This is a genomic window from Pseudomonas sp. MEJ108 (genome assembly GCF_030208985.1).
In the GTDB taxonomy this organism is placed as follows: Bacteria; Pseudomonadota; Gammaproteobacteria; order Pseudomonadales; family Pseudomonadaceae; genus Aquipseudomonas; species Aquipseudomonas fragariae.
Map to the genome: position 1 here is coordinate 99,700 of NZ_JARVSW010000021.1, position 13,925 is coordinate 113,624.

Annotated in this window: 11 protein-coding genes; 2 read left to right on the plus strand and 9 right to left on the minus strand. The window is 59.0% G+C overall.

Translation table 11 applies throughout. The features are described 5' to 3' along the window. Positions 1 to 155: 155 nt before the first annotated feature. The 4 genes from QRN50_RS12225 to pncA form a co-directional block, all read right to left on the minus strand. Complete coding sequence (locus QRN50_RS12225; protein WP_003404984.1) at positions 156 to 1,553, minus strand: sensor histidine kinase; 1,398 nt, start codon at positions 1,551 to 1,553, stop codon at positions 156 to 158. Beyond that, complete coding sequence (locus QRN50_RS12230; RefSeq protein WP_003371891.1) at positions 1,531 to 2,214, minus strand: response regulator transcription factor; 684 nt, start codon at positions 2,212 to 2,214, stop codon at positions 1,531 to 1,533. Before QRN50_RS12230 ends, QRN50_RS12225 begins: the two co-directional genes overlap by 23 nt. A gap of 86 nt (positions 2,215 to 2,300) precedes the next feature. Continuing rightward, the gene (locus tag QRN50_RS12235; RefSeq protein ID WP_003404982.1) at positions 2,301 to 3,236 is read right to left on the minus strand and encodes a formate/nitrite transporter family protein; all 936 of its coding nucleotides are present in this window, start codon (positions 3,234 to 3,236) and stop codon (positions 2,301 to 2,303) included. Between the two features lie 141 nt (positions 3,237 to 3,377). After that, positions 3,378 to 4,022 (minus strand): bifunctional nicotinamidase/pyrazinamidase, encoded by a 645-nt coding sequence (pncA, locus tag QRN50_RS12240; RefSeq protein ID WP_011268238.1) that lies wholly within the window; start codon positions 4,020 to 4,022, stop codon positions 3,378 to 3,380. A 192-nt stretch (positions 4,023 to 4,214) separates the two neighbouring features. Here pncA and QRN50_RS12245 point away from each other — a divergent pair, with 192 nt between their 5' ends. After that, positions 4,215 to 6,341 carry a TonB-dependent siderophore receptor gene (locus QRN50_RS12245; RefSeq protein ID WP_024652436.1) on the plus strand — a complete coding sequence of 709 codons (2,127 nt, stop codon included), beginning with the start codon at positions 4,215 to 4,217 and terminating at the stop codon, positions 6,339 to 6,341. 110 nt (positions 6,342 to 6,451) lie between these two features. Here QRN50_RS12245 and QRN50_RS12250 read toward each other — a convergent pair whose 3' ends face one another. From QRN50_RS12250 to QRN50_RS12270, 5 genes are all read right to left on the minus strand, one after another. Further along, on the minus strand, positions 6,452 to 7,594 hold the full coding sequence (locus QRN50_RS12250; protein WP_032620435.1) for a cellulase family glycosylhydrolase: 1,143 nt from the start codon (positions 7,592 to 7,594) through the stop codon (positions 6,452 to 6,454). Positions 7,595 to 8,015: 421 nt separating this feature from the next. Further along, a complete protein-coding gene (locus QRN50_RS12255) occupies positions 8,016 to 8,972 on the minus strand; it encodes a D-2-hydroxyacid dehydrogenase family protein (RefSeq protein ID WP_024660430.1) in 957 nt (318 codons plus the stop codon). Between the two features lie 42 nt (positions 8,973 to 9,014). Continuing rightward, entirely contained in the window at positions 9,015 to 9,668 is a 654-nt protein-coding gene (locus tag QRN50_RS12260; protein WP_003404973.1) for a DUF1345 domain-containing protein, read from the minus strand. A 152-nt stretch (positions 9,669 to 9,820) separates the two neighbouring features. Continuing rightward, complete coding sequence (gene gudD / locus QRN50_RS12265) at positions 9,821 to 11,173, minus strand: glucarate dehydratase (protein ID WP_003404971.1); 1,353 nt, start codon at positions 11,171 to 11,173, stop codon at positions 9,821 to 9,823. Between the two features lie 64 nt (positions 11,174 to 11,237). Beyond that, positions 11,238 to 12,563 carry an MFS transporter gene (locus QRN50_RS12270; RefSeq protein WP_058398466.1) on the minus strand — a complete coding sequence of 442 codons (1,326 nt, stop codon included), beginning with the start codon at positions 12,561 to 12,563 and terminating at the stop codon, positions 11,238 to 11,240. A 459-nt stretch (positions 12,564 to 13,022) separates the two neighbouring features. Between QRN50_RS12270 and QRN50_RS12275 the strand changes: the two genes are divergently transcribed. Continuing rightward, entirely contained in the window at positions 13,023 to 13,736 is a 714-nt protein-coding gene (locus tag QRN50_RS12275) for a FadR/GntR family transcriptional regulator (RefSeq protein ID WP_011268232.1), read from the plus strand. Positions 13,737 to 13,925: the final 189 nt, after the last annotated feature.

A 13,925-nucleotide genomic window follows, 5' to 3' on the forward strand; every position in this document is an offset into this window, starting at 1 on the left:
CCAGGTGCGAATCTGAAACATCTAGTTACGAATTTGCGCTTGGCAGAATGCGCCAGATTAATATCGAAATCGCCGAAACCCTTGAGCCAGACGCGTTAATCTCGTCAAAAAGCAGGCACGATCGTGCAATCAAGGGCTTGGAAAGTGCCTGAGTCTCAGGCCAGCGTATTCACCGTGCGGCATTCCAGCAGCAAACTTGCGCCGCCGTATTCGCTGGTGCCTATCTGCAGTGTAAAACCGTGCAGATTGACGATTGCGGCCACTACGGAGAGGCCGAGGCCGAAGCCGCTTTGCTCGGTGCCGGCCTCACTGCGATAGAAGCGCTGAAAGACAGCCGCGCGCTCGGCGACGGGGATGCCAGGCCCGGAATCCTGCACCTCGATGCACGGCGTGGTGCCGCCGGGGGCAGGGTAGGCGCTGACTTTGACGATTCCGCCGCCCGGGGTGAACTTGATTGCGTTGCCCAGCAGGTTGGTCAGTGCTTCGAACAGCAGAGCGCGGTCGCCTACCAGAGTGGGTAGCGGTTCATGCAGGTCGAGTATCAGGGTGATCTGGTCTTCTTCAGCCAGCGGCAGGTGGAAATCATGTAGCTCCTGCAGCAACGGACGCAGTTCCAGTTCAACGAATGCCGAGCGCCGCTGGCGGTCTTCCAGCTCGGAAATGCGTAGCAGTCCGCGGAAGCGTGCCATCAGCGTGTCAGCTTCGCTGATGACCTGGGCAATCTGCGTGGCATGGGTCGAATCGTGTGCTGACTGCTGCTGAATACGGTAAAGCTGCGCACGCAAGCGGGTCAGCGGTGTGCGCAGGTCATGGGCGATATTGTCGCAAACGCCCTTGACCTCGTTCATGAGCTTTTCGATACGGTCGAGCATGGCGTTGACGATCACCGCCAGCATGTCCAGTTCATCGCGCCTGTTGGAGACCGGCAGACGGCCGGCCATGTCGCCGGCGATGATCGATTCGGCACTGGCCTGAATCGCGCGGATACGCCGCAACGGCCTGCGGCGCAGTAAATGCCAGCCGGCAACACCGGGAATAATGGTCAGCGAGATGCCCCACAGCAAGGCATGCAGGATCAGCGTGCTCACCGCAAACAGCGAGCCGTTCTCGCGAACCAGCACCAGCCAGCGGCCGTCCGACGTGCGATTGACGATCGCATCGCAACTGCCTTGCGGCATGCCTGGATCATCCGATTCGATGCAATCGTTCAGTACATGAATCTGGCCGTCGATAGGCAGGTTTTTCGGGACGCTGGTGATAGGCCCGGCAACCGGGCGGAAGTTCTCGTCGAACAGACCGTAGGCATCCACCGAACGGGTATCGAAGGTCATGCTGGTGGCCAGAGCGTCCACCAGACCCTGGCCCTCGAAGCGCGAAAACAGTTGCTGGCGATGGGTGAGCGACTGGCGGGCGAGGGTGTCCAGATAAGACGTCACCTCCCAATACAGGACGCCAAGCAGAATCACGCTCCAGGCTACGAACAGCGAGCTGTACAGCGCCAGTAATCGACTCGTGGATGATCGCCAGCCGTCAGACGGGTTCGGCAATGACATAGCCGGATCCTCGCACGGTCTGAATGAGCTGTGCGGTACCGGGTTGGTCGATCTTCTTGCGCAGACGGCCGATGTGAACGTCGATCAGGTTGGTGCCCGGATCGAAGTGGTAGCCCCAGACTTCCTGAAAAATCATCATTCGGGTGATGATCTGTCCGCTGTTGCGCATCAGAAACTCAAGCAGCTTGAATTCGGTGGGCAGCAGGGTCAGCGGCTCGCCGCCGCGACACGCTTCCCGGGTGATCAGGTTCAGTTCCAGGTCGGCAACCTGCAATACCGTCTTGGCGGCACTGACCGGGTTACTGCGTCGCAATAACACCTCGACGCGCGCAGCCATCTCATCCGACGCGAAGGGCTTGGGCAGATAGTCGTCCCCTCCGGCACGCAGGCCGCGAACGCGCTCGTCCACGTCGGAAAGGGCGCTGATCATCAGGATCGGCGTGGAAATGCCCTGGGCACGCAAGTGGGTGACGATGGTCAGACCATCCATCTCCGGCAACATGCGGTCCAGGGTAATAAGGTCATAATCGCCACTCACTGCACGCGCCAGGCCGTCACGGCCATTGTCGACCCAGTCCACTTCCAGTCCGTGGCTGCTGAGTTCGGTCACGATTTCCTTTGCAGTGATGGCATCATCTTCGATTGCCAGAATTCGGGTCATGGTCCCTGCCTGAATAGATGCGTTCAAAGAGTCATTCTGCCTTTAAAACCCGCCGCGTTTCCTGAAAGAAAGTTTAATGATAGGGATCATATTTCTCGCTTTGCCGTGGAATCCGCTTCCTTGAGCTTTTGCGCTTTCTCCAGGCGACGTTTTTCTTCCTTGTTTTTGCGGTCGCGCTCCATTTTCTCTGTGGTGTCTTTTTCACTGCGGATCTGCGCATGGCTGATCAAGGCGAAAATAAAACTGCCACCGATAATGTTGCCTGCCAGGGTGGGGCCTGCAAAAGCGAACCAGAAATCCTTCCAGCCCAGCTCACCTGCGAATACAAGATAGGATACTTCGGCCGAACCCACCACGATGTGCGTGAAGTCGCCGAGCGCCATCAGGTAGGTGATCAGCACAATGATCGCTATCTTGGCGTTTTCCATCGACGCGATCATCCAGACCATGGTCGCAATCATCCAGCCCGAGACGATGCCCTTGGAAAACATCTGGGCCATGTCGTTTTCCATGACCTTGTGGCCAATTTCCAGAAACGCCTTGTCGGTGCTGGTATCGAAAATCGGCAGGTTGAGCATGACATAGGCAACCAGCAGTGTGCCGACCAGGTTGCCGGTCAGAACCACACCCCACAAGCGCAGCAGCCGCCCGATGTTGGCCAGGTTCAGCTTGCTCATGACCGGCAGCACAGCTGTGATGGTGTTTTCCGTGAACAATTGCTGACGCGCCAGGATCACCGCCAGAAACCCTGCCGAATAGCCGAGGCTGCTGATCACATGACTGCCGGGGATGCCTTCGAGGCGCGAGTTCAGCAAACCCATCGCCATCAGCGACAGGCCCATGGTCAGTCCTGCAGCCAATGCCGACCACCACAGCGCGGCTACGCTGCGCTCCAGTTCGTGGTCGCCCTGCATGCGAATGGTTTCGTGCAACACCGCCGCGCGGGGCGGCTGGTTCTCATCGATCTCGCGCTCTTCCTCGGCTGACAGGCCGGGGGTCTTGCCATCTACTTCGTGGTCCATACAACGTCCTCAGCGCCAGTGATGAAATGGACCGACCGGGGCAATGTCGGGCCGATGGTTCAGACAGGCGCCGCGCGCTGTCGTTCGCCAGCGGCGGGGCGTATCGAGAATTGTTTGAGCCAGTTGGCAGAATGTGTCGGTCTAGCCCAGCAGATCGGCGCTCTGAACGCGTTCGATACCCATGCCCAGCATGGTCTTCCAGGCGTGCTCGAGCGAGCCGTTCATGTCGATGGCGCGACAGGCGTCTTCCACCACAAAAGTGTTGAAACCGGCACTGCGTGCATCCTGCGCCGACCAGGCGACACAGAAGTCCAGCGCCAGCCCGACCACGAACAGCGTATCGATGCCGCGCTCGGTCAGGTACCCGGCCAGCCCTGTGCGGGTTGTACGGTCTGCCTCCAGAAATGCCGAATAACTGTCGATATGCGCATTGCAGCCCTTGCGCAGGACCAGTTGCGCGTGAGGCAGGTCGAGGTCGGCATGCAACTGCGCACCGTGACTGCCTTGTACGCAATGATCCGGCCACAGCGTCTGCGGACCGTAGGGCAGGGTGATGCTCTCGAACGGCAGGCGCTGCGCATGGCTGGAAGCAAAGGAAATGTGCCCGGCAGGGTGCCAGTCCTGCGTGATGACCACTTGGGAAAAGCGCGCACCCAGGCGATTGATCAACGGCAGCAGCGCATCGCCGTCAGCCACCGCCAGTTGCCCGCCGGGCATGAAGTCGTACTGCATGTCGATCACCAGCAAGGCGCAACGAGGATCGGCAGGCTTGTGGGAAAGGGGCATCGTGGATTCTCTGGTAAGGAGTAATGAGCTCAGTTTGCCTGTTTATCGCCACGTTGGCTAAGCGGCATTCCTGGCCTTGGCAAGAGTACTTTTTGGGAATTTGTATCAGGCGTTAATACGAATCTGTACTATTCGCAAAAAAATCCTGCCAGGTCCCAAGAGGCCTGGTTTCTTGCCAAGGGCTGTATGTCGATGCGTCGTACTCTCGTTTCACTTTGCGTTATCCAGGCTATCTCTCAAACTGCCTGGGCCGATCAGGTGCCTGGCGTCCAGCCTGCCATGGAGCTGCAGAATATCGATATCCAGGGCGCCGCCAATGCCGAAACGGCACAAGGGCCGGTCGATGGTTATCGGGCCACACGCTCCGCCAGCGCAACGCGTACCGATACCTCGTTGCACGAAACCCCGCAATCGGTCAGCGTCGTGACCCGCGAAGCGGTCGAGGACATCGGTTCCACACGTTTGCAGGATGCTCTCGACTACGCGGGTGGCGTCGGGCGAGCCAACAACTTCGGCGGCCAGGGGCTGACCACCTTTACGGTGCGCGGCTTTACCACCGGCGAGTTCTATCGCAACGGCTTCCCGATCAATCGTGGTTATCCGAACATGCCGGACGCCAACACCATCGAGCGTCTTGAGGTGCTGCGTGGTCCGGCCACCACGCTCTATGGTCGCGGCGATCCGGGCGGCACCTTCAATGTGCTTTCCAAACAGCCGCTGGCCGAGCCTTCCGTGACGCTGGGCAGTCAGCTCAATGATCAGGGCATGAAGCGCGGAACGCTGGATGCCTCCGGGCCACTGGATGACGAAGGCCGGTTTGCCTATCGCCTGAATGTGGTGGGTGAGGGCGGCGATACGTTCCGTGACCACGTCGAAACCGAGCGCTATGGCGTGGCGCCAGTATTGAGCTGGCAGGTCAACGACGCCACGCGCATCACCTTCGAAGGCGACTTCATGCGCAACAACGCGCCGCTGGATCGCGGTTTGACGCGGTATGCCAACCAGACGGGCACCGCTTCCCGCGACACGTTCTTCGGCGAGAAGAGTGTGGGCAAGCTGCATAACGATAACAACATGGCACAGCTGCGCTTCGAGCATGACCTCAACCCGGACTGGACGCTGGGCGGTGGCTTACAGATCCTTGACGGCTCCCTGCAGGGCGATGCCATCGAGGCCAACGGGCTGGCGGCGGACGGTCGCACGCTCGGGCGCAACTTCAACTATCGCAAGCTGGAATGGACCGATCGCGATGTGCAGCTGAATCTGACCGGGCATTTTTCAGCGGGCGGTTTCGAGCACACGCTGCTGACCGGTGTCGAGTACGAAGATTATGACTACAAGTCGATCATTCAACGTTCCAGCGGTGCAGTAGCTGCCTACCCGATCGACCTCTTCAATCCGGTCTACGGCCAGGCTCGTCCGGCACTGACCCGAACGACCACCCATGACAAGGAAAACCTCAAGACCTGGGCTGCCTTCGTACAGGACCAGGTGGCCCTGACCGAGCGCCTGAAGCTGCTGGGCGGTGTGCGTCTGGAGCGTTTCGAACATGATTACGATTCTTTCCTGCCCGGCACCAGCAGCTGGACTGCCAGCGATAACGCGGTCACACCGCGCCTCGGCCTGAGCTACGACCTGACCGACGACCTTGCCGTCTACGCCACCACCGCTCGCTCGTTCAAGCCCAACAGCGGTGCCAGCCGATTGGGTGGCGGGTTCAAGCCGGAGGAGGGCAAGTCCTATGAAGTCGGAACGAAGTGGGAAGCGCTGGACGGGCAGCTGAGTGTCGACACGGCGATCTATCAGATCGAAAAGCGTAACGTGCTGACCACCGATCCGCTCGATTCAACGTTCAGTGTGGCGGCTGGCGAGGTGCGCAGTCGCGGCCTGGACCTGAACGTGGTCGGCAACCTGACTCCGCAATGGCGGGTAATGGGCAGCTACGCCTACGTGGACGCCGAGGTCACCAAGGACAACACGCTACGCTCCGGTACACGGTTGATGAACATTCCCGAGCAAACGTTCAGCCTGCTCAACGTCTACGAGTTTCAGGACGGCGCCCTGCGTGGTCTGGGCCTGGGCGGCGGCGGTCGCTATGTCGACCAGCGCGCCGGGCGGACAGCCAACACCTCTTTCTCGATGGACAGCTATACAGTGTTTGACCTGTTGGCCTATTACAAGGTCAACCCGCACGTGAAGCTCAATCTGGACCTGAAGAATGTGTTCGACACAGACTATGAGGAAGGCTCTTTCGGCAATGTCTATGCCTATCCGGGGGCTCCACGGACAGTGCAGGTGGGGATTGCCTATACGTTGTGATGCCGTGTGCCGGTATCGGGTTCTGATGGAGAAAGCTTGACCCTTTCAAGGGCAGGTTCAGCAGCGTGTGTCATGGGCACCGGCCCTTGCGCACACGCGGCCGTGCATCATCAGTACTGATCGGCCGTTGAAAAACCGGCACGATGGCGAAGTTTGCCCCCTTGGAACTGTTCCTTGCCGGGCAAAATATCCGCTCCGGCGGCTTTGAGAGCGCTCATATTATCCCGCAAGGCGTTGGTGGCGGCGTCCTTTTGCTGGAAGGTATTGTTTGCTGTCAGGTTGGCATTACCCACTTCGCCAATCTGGAATTTATAGCCAGCCTCTTTCAATGCCTTGATCTGGCTGGCGAGTCGCGAAGAGGCTTCGCTTTCTCTGGCGTACACATGAAAACTGCCAATCAGGGCAGGGTTGTCGTCGCCATTGGCAGCTTTTAATTGAACAGCAAACTTGACCAGGCCGCTTTGCGGACCTGCGGTCAGGCCACCTCCCCAATTGCTGTCCTCGACAATAATACTTCCTTTATAACCGGCATCGCGTGCGGATTTAATTAACGTGGTCTGCATGTCAGCCCATTCCTGACTTGCGCTTTTACCGCCCTGATGGAAGGTATCCAGTACAAAGCCTGTACGACTGCCAAACCTTTTGACAATGGTACTGATGTCGGCCGCGGCCTCCTTCAATTTGTCCCCCGTCAGCACGTTTCCGCTACCCTGGTTCGCATCGTCGCGGAACGTGAACTGAACTTTTACACCCTGTTTGCCCCCTTCACTGAGCAATGCTCTGAGCTTATCCAACTGCCTGCTGTCCTTGATCTGATCGTGCGTCATCTGAAAGCGCAAGGTTCCGCCTCCAATCGCTTTCAGGTCCTGAATCATCTTCGTGGCAGCGGCAGGTGTGGCGATATCATCAGGATTGACGTTGGCTCCCCCGCGCAAGACGGGCTCGGCGGTTTTGACGGGCTCGGAAGCGGAAACCTTGTCTTTGTCTTGGACTTTTGTATCTGGCTCGGCAGAGGTCGTGTTGTCTTTGACAGTGGCCACGTCATTGAGCATGGCCTTGGTATAGACCGGCGACGTTTCCGCTGCTTCAGCGGAGCGCCTGTCGGAGGGGGTGTAGGTATCGAGTTTCGTCTGCGTATCCGAAGTTGCAGCCGTCGTGCCAGCGCTCGCCGGCTGTGGGGTCCTGTCTGCCGTGACAGGTTTCTCGTTAGCTGCCATGAGGCTGTCATGTGGCCTGGCTGAGCGGATATTCATCGGGTGTCTCAGTAGTCTGTGCGAAAAATGGCTGCGCCTGATGAAGCAGGAGAATGAATCTCGAGGCAGGCGATAACTTATGGAATGACAGTGTTCATATAAACATGTCGGAAACTTAATTGAGCGATTGTGCGACTGTTTCCATGTTTCTGTTGTTTATTGATGCTCGGGCTCAGCGTGCAACTATATCCCGGACATTGTCCACTGGACGAGCAGGTTCGTATAGAACTCATTTCCCGTGCAGCAAAAGTCTGGCCGGTTAATTCGGTTATGGCCTTTTTCTGTCCGAAGCACTGGTCGTTTACTGGCCTGGAAGCGAGGGCCGACAGCGCGGCCCTTGATCAGGCTTTAAAGCGGCTGATACGCAACGCCCAGGAGCAGCGTGGCATCCATAGGTTACAGGCTGATGTTGCAGGGCCCGTCAGCCAAACACCCGAATGGGCGACCCCGCATGCCACGCCTGGATGTCTTCGATCATCTGCCCGTAGAAAGTCCGGTAGTTGTTCTCGGTGACGTACCCGATGTGCGGGGTCGCCAGCACGTTGTCCAGGGTGCGGAACGGGTGGTCGGCCGGCAGCGGTTCGAGGTCGAAGACGTCCAGCGCTGCGCCGGCGATTCTGCGCTGTTGCAATGTTTCGATCAGCGCGGCCTGATCGATGATCGGGCCGCGTGACGAGTTGATCAGATAAGCGCCCGGCTTCATCCAGTTCAGTGCTTCTGTATCCACCAGGCCGCGGCTGCGATCGCTGAGCACCAGGTGCACCGACAGCACATCGGCCTGTTCGAACAATTGCTGTTTGCTGACATAAGTGACGCCGGACTCGGCAGCAGCCTCTGGTGTCAGGTTCTGGCTCCAGGCAATGACCTTCATGCCGAATGCCTGCCCGTAGCGGGCAATCCACTTACCGATACTGCCCAGGCCGAGAATACCCAGGGTTTTGCCATGCAGATCGCTGCCCAGCCCGACCTGCCAATTGCCGGCACGCAACGCGTTGGCCTCGGCCACCAGATTGCGGGTGATGCCCATGATCAGCGCCCAGGTCAGCTCCGGTGCCGCATGCTTATAGCTTTCTGTTCCACACACGACAATGCCCTGACGCTTGGCCGCAGCGGTATCAATCGCCGCATTGCGCATGCCGCCGGTGACCAGCAGTTTCAGCGCCGGCAGCTGGCTGAGCAATGTCGCATCGAACAGGGTTCGCTCGCGCATCACGCAAATGATGTCGAAGTCTCGCAGGCGCCGCGCCATGGTCGATGTATCGGCAGGGTAGTCATGCAGAAAACTGATCTCGCCCATTGAGCCGAGCACGGACCAGTCCACTACAGTGCTGGCGACGTTTTGCCAGTCATCGAGTACCGCGATTTTCAATGGGGTCATTGTCTGAAGGCCTCTTGATGGGATTGTTTTTCAAGGCAAACGCTAATTGAACAGGCTGGCGGCGATATTGATCGAAAAGCCTAGAATCGCGGTGTTGAACACAAAGCAGATCAACGACTGGCCGAGCACGACCTTGCGCATTTCGCGCGTCGCTACGCCGACGTCGGAGGTTTGCACCGCGACGCTGATGGTGAACGAAAAGTACAGAAAGTCCCAGTAATCGGGGTTCTTTTCACCGCCCACAAACGCCAGTGCGGGCTCCTTGCCTTTCCAGGTGTAGAACATGCGTGCGTAATGCAGGCTGAAGATCACGCCGATCATCAGCCAGGAACCGATGACTGTCAGGCCGGTGAAGGCGTGGTGAAGCATTCTGGCGTCGTTGGAAAGGCCTTTGCTGCCGGCGATTTCAAAAATGATGGCGGCCAGACTGGCCAGTGCCGCAACGCAGACCGTGACCAGAATGACGCCTGCGTTTTCGTCTTCCCTCATGGCGACTCGCCGCACATCCTCAGCGTCGCTGCGCAACGTGCGGATGAAAATCATGATCAGATAAAGCCATACTCCCGTGTCCCAGCCAGTCAGCAGGCTCTGGGTCAGTGTCGAGTGAGGGATGAGCCAGGACCAGGCGATGCCTGCGGTCAGGCCGACCAGAGCGGCAAGGGTAAGGCGAGGGCGGGTGCGGGCGAGGTGGCGCATGCGGTCTAATCGTCACTGGACAGTACGGGACATTAGCATGCCGCTTCTGGAAGCCTAATTCGATTAAAAAAAACGGCGCGCAAGGGGGTTGCGCGCCGTGTGCCAGCCAGAGGTTGAACAGGCGGCGAGTCAACGGCGAATGTCGGACCGATTCAACGCACCAGGCAAGGCTGCTTGTTGTTGAATGTCCAGTCCGGGATCAGAAACTGCATGGCCACTGCGTCATTGCGAGCGCCCAGGCCCATGCCTTTGTACAGTTCATGAGCCTTGGCCAGCTGGTCCATGTCCAGCTCGACACCGAGCCCCGGTTTGTTCGGGACCTCGACCTTGCCACCGACGATTTGCAGCGGCGCCTTGGTCAGACGCTGTCCGTCCTGCCAGATCCAGTGGGTATCGATCGCCGTGATAGTGCCCGGCGCTGCAGCGGCCACGTGGGTGAACATCGCCAGGGAAATATCAAAATGGTTGTTGGAGTGCGAGCCCCAGGTCAGGCCCCACTCGTTGCACATCTGCGCCACCCGTACCGAGCCCTGCATGGTCCAGAAATGCGGGTCGGCCAGTGGAATGTCCACCGACTGCAACTGAATGGCGTGACCCATTTCCCGCCAGTCGGTGGCGATCATGTTGGTGGCCGTCTTGAGGCCGGTAGCGCGGCGGAACTCGGCCATCACTTCACGACCGGAATAACCGTTTTCCGCGCCGCACGGGTCTTCGGCGTAGGCCAGCACATGATGCTGATCGCGGCACAGGCGGATCGCTTCCTTGAGCGACCAGGCGCCGTTCGGGTCCAGCGTAATGCGCGCGTCGGGGAAGCGTTCGGCGAGCGCCGTCACCGCTTCGATTTCCTGGTCGCCGCTCAACACGCCGCCCTTGAGCTTGAAGTCCTGAAAGCCGTAACGCTGATGTGCAGCTTCGGCCAGGCGCACCACGGCCTGCGGCGTCAGTGCTTCTTCATGGCGGATACGGAACCAGTCATTATCGGCCTCGGGTTCGCTGCGGTAGGCCAGATCGGTCTTGCGCTGGTCGCCGACATAAAACAGGTAACCGAGCATTTCAACCTGATCGCGTTGCTGACCTTCGCCCAGCAATGCCGCAACCGGTACTTCCAGATGCTGGCCGAGCAGGTCGAGGAGCGCCGCTTCCAGCGCGGTGACCGCATGAATGGCAATGCGCAGGTCGAACGTCTGCAAGCCACGGCCACCGGAGTCCCGATCGGCAAACGCCTTGCGTGCCTGGTTGAGGATTTTCTGGTAGGTGCCAATGCTGCTGCCGACGACCAGCGATCGCGCGTCTTCCAGCGTCTGGCGAATCAGCTCGCCGCCAGGCACTTCGCCCACACCGACATGCCCGGCATTGTCCTTGAGAATGACCACGTTGCGGGTGAAGTAGGGGCCGTGTGCACCGCTCAGGTTGAGCAGCATGTCGTCATGGCCCGCTACGGGCACAACCTGCATCTCGGTAATGACGGGGGCCTTGCTGGTGATATTGGATTGCTGAATGTTCATGACGGGTCCTTTAAACGTAAGGCCTTGAAAATATGACCGATGAAAAAGCGGCTGCGCACGTGCATCAGTGGGTCGCCGGGGTCTGAATGGCGGCGACCGGCGTCGCACCAGGCTTGGGGGTATTGCGCGCGGCGAAAACGATGATCGCGGCGATGATCGAAGTGGCTGTCAGGCCGTACAGTCCGCCCTGGATCGAGCCGGTGTGTTCTTCCAGCAGGCCGAAGGTGGTCGGTGCCACGAAGCCGCCGAGGTTGCCCACCGAATTGATCAGCGCGATGACCGCAGCGGCGATCCGCGCGTCCAGATAGGCCTGCGGGATCGGCCAGAACAGCGAAGAAGCCGACTTGAAACCCAGTGCGGCAAAGCAGATGGCAACGAAAGCGAAGATCGGGCTGCCGGTGGTCGACATGAACATTCCGGCAGCGGCAATCAGCAGGGCAATGGCTACCCAGGCTTGCTGGCGTTTCCACTTGGCGGACAGCGAGGCGAACACGTACATGCCGATGATCGACAGCAGCCACGGAATCGAGTTGAACATGCCGACTTCGAAGTCAGTCAGGCTGCCCATCTTGCGGATGATGCTCGGCAGCCAGAACGTCGCTGCGTAAATCGTCAGCTGGATGAAGAAGTAGATCAGGCAGAACAGAATGATCTGACCGTCTTTGAGCAGCTTGCCGATGGACGCCTTGACCGGCGTCGCCGCTTCACGGGCAGCCTGCTCGGCATCGATGGCGTTGACCAGTGCATTCTGTTCTTCGCGGGTCAGCCACTTGGCATCGTGCGGCTTTGAGTCCAGCCAGAACCAGACGAAGAAGCACAGGCCGACCGAGAACATGCCTTCGATGAAGTACATCCACTGCCAGCCCTTCAGGCCGAAACCGGTGATTTGCAGCAGCAGGCCGGACAACGGGCCCGAGATCAACGAGGCGATGGCCGAACCGCTGAGGAAGATGGCAATCGCCTTGCCACGCTCGACGCCGGGAAGCCAGCGGGTGAAGTAGTAGATCACGCCTGGAAAGAAACCGGCCTCGGCCACGCCGAGCAGAAACCGCAAAATGTAGAAGTGGGTTTCGGTCTGGATAAAGGCCATGCAGGCCGCAACGATGCCCCAGGTCAGCATGATCCGCGTCAGCCAGATACGTGCGCCGACTTTCTGCAACAGGATGTTGGAAGGGACTTCGAAGAGGGCATAGCCGATGAAAAACAGTCCGGCACCCAGGCCATAGGCAGCAGCGCCGATACCCAGGTCATGCTCCATGTGCGAACGCACGAAGCCGATGTTGACCCGGTCGATGTAGTTGACGATGAACATGATGACGAAAAGCGGCAGGACGTGACGTTTGACCTTCGATACGGCTGAATTCAGAACCGAACCTGTGCCGTCGGCCATCCTGGAATTGGATGTGCTCACAGTTGAATCTCCCACTCGTTGTTTTTATGCGGGTATGTGCGAAGTGTGTCCCTCGCATTGTCGGTCATCATACAAGTAAAAAGCCGTTGTGCAATCCCTTGGCGGTGATGATCTGCAAGATTATCAACCTCGAGGCATTTGCCGTTGTGCGGGTGTGTCGAGCCTGTGTGACGGCGTTAATTTAAAGTTTTGACCAGTAAATGCTGAGGTTTTTGCTTGTGTACATCAGCTGGACCTGACCGGTGACTTGAACGCAATGGCCGATGGGAGGCAGGGTGGGTGGAAACAGGAGCTTTGACATCCGGGAAAGACTTGTAATACAAGTAAGACAACTGCGCCGGGCTGTCAAACCCGGCTTCCGGCCGCTCTCAGTCCGGTATTCGCGCTGCCATGGCCGTGATACGGCAGCATAAACAGACAAGTCAGGATTCATTCACCATGCAAGAGCCTGCCAGCACAGCGCCCAAACGCCGTCAGCACAACCTGGCCACCGATCTGGTCACCGAACTGAGCCAGCGCATCCTGCTCGGCAAGATCGCACCCGGTCAGAAGCTGCCGTCCGAGAACCAGATCGTCCGCGAGCACGGCGTTAGCCGTACCGTGGTACGTGAAGCGATTTCCAAATTGCAGGCGTCCGGGCTGGTGGTGACCCATCACGGCATCGGCACCTTCGTGCTCGAGCGCAGTGATCAGACGGGGCTGCGCCTCAAGGTCGAGACCGTTTCCAGAGTGCGCGATATCATCGAACTGCGCATCGGCCTGGAAACCCAGGCCGTGGCGCTGGCGGCTGTGCGCCGTACCGATGAGCAACTGGCGGCCATGCGTCAGGCGCTGGATGATTATCAGGACCTGCTGGCCAACGACGACAGCTGCGTCGAGGCTGACAAGCGCTTTCACATGCTGATCGCCGAAGCCACCGGCAACCCGTATTTTCTGGAGATCATGCAACACCTGGGCAGTGCGGTCATTCCGCGCAGCCGCATTGCATCGAGCGAGCGGGCAGGTAACAACCTTGCGCATCAGGGCTACCTGGCCAACCTGGAACACGAGGCATTGCTCAGCGCTATTCGCCGCAAGGACCCGGATGCCGCGCGCGCGGCGATGTGGACGCATCTGAGCAACAGCCGTGAACGGCTGGTTCCACTGGAGTAGGCGCGAACGTGTTTGCTCCCACAAGAGCCCTCCATACTCGAGCGTACGGCAAAAATGTAGGAGCGAACCGGGCGACGCTTCGCTTGTTCGCGAAAGGGGCCGTATAGCCGCAGAAGATTCGGCGTTCAAAACGACGCCTTCGCGAACAAGTTCGCTCCTACAAAAGCCCCCATGCTTGAGCGTACGGCA

Coding starts and splice junctions, on each gene's coding strand:
- QRN50_RS12270 (WP_058398466.1), bottom strand. CDS start 12,563: ATGGCCGACGGCACAGGTTCGGTTCTGAATTCAGCCGTATCGAAGGTC.
- QRN50_RS12250 (WP_032620435.1), bottom strand. CDS start 7,594: ATGAATATCCGCTCAGCCAGGCCACATGACAGCCTCATGGCAGCTAAC.
- QRN50_RS12260 (WP_003404973.1), bottom strand. CDS start 9,668: ATGCGCCACCTCGCCCGCACCCGCCCTCGCCTTACCCTTGCCGCTCTG.
- QRN50_RS12245 (WP_024652436.1), top strand. CDS start 4,215: ATGCGTCGTACTCTCGTTTCACTTTGCGTTATCCAGGCTATCTCTCAA.
- QRN50_RS12275 (WP_011268232.1), top strand. CDS start 13,023: ATGCAAGAGCCTGCCAGCACAGCGCCCAAACGCCGTCAGCACAACCTG.
- QRN50_RS12225 (WP_003404984.1), bottom strand. CDS start 1,553: ATGTCATTGCCGAACCCGTCTGACGGCTGGCGATCATCCACGAGTCGA.
- QRN50_RS12255 (WP_024660430.1), bottom strand. CDS start 8,972: ATGACCCCATTGAAAATCGCGGTACTCGATGACTGGCAAAACGTCGCC.
- gudD (WP_003404971.1), bottom strand. CDS start 11,173: ATGAACATTCAGCAATCCAATATCACCAGCAAGGCCCCCGTCATTACC.
- QRN50_RS12230 (WP_003371891.1), bottom strand. CDS start 2,214: ATGACCCGAATTCTGGCAATCGAAGATGATGCCATCACTGCAAAGGAA.
- pncA (WP_011268238.1), bottom strand. CDS start 4,022: ATGCCCCTTTCCCACAAGCCTGCCGATCCTCGTTGCGCCTTGCTGGTG.
- QRN50_RS12235 (WP_003404982.1), bottom strand. CDS start 3,236: ATGGACCACGAAGTAGATGGCAAGACCCCCGGCCTGTCAGCCGAGGAA.